Annotated in this window: 1 protein-coding gene; it reads right to left on the reverse strand. The window is 45.5% G+C overall.

What is annotated here, in order from left to right; translation table 11 throughout:
- Nucleotides 1–242: hypothetical protein (locus tag ACYQ78_RS40050; protein WP_459806226.1), on the reverse strand; the 242-nt coding region annotated here is incomplete at both ends.

Raw genomic sequence — 242 nt, forward strand, 5'->3', positions numbered from 1 at the left:
CGGCCAGAAGCCCATTGGCTGGGAAGTCCGAGAAATGTAGTTTGCAGGATGAGCCCTCTGCAATGCAGAAGAGGACAGGGGAGTGTGGAGAAGAGAGCTGAAAGCAAGCTGGCAAAAGCTTTGCAGGGTGTATGCTAGATTTACAATGAAGTCCCTTAAAAACCCTGCAATTTTCAGCTTTCCAGACTGAGGGTCATATATTTTTGTTTTGTTATCTCTTTGTGCCAGAGAACCTTTGAATT

The sequence above is a fragment of the Herbidospora sp. RD11066 genome, from assembly GCF_054661255.1.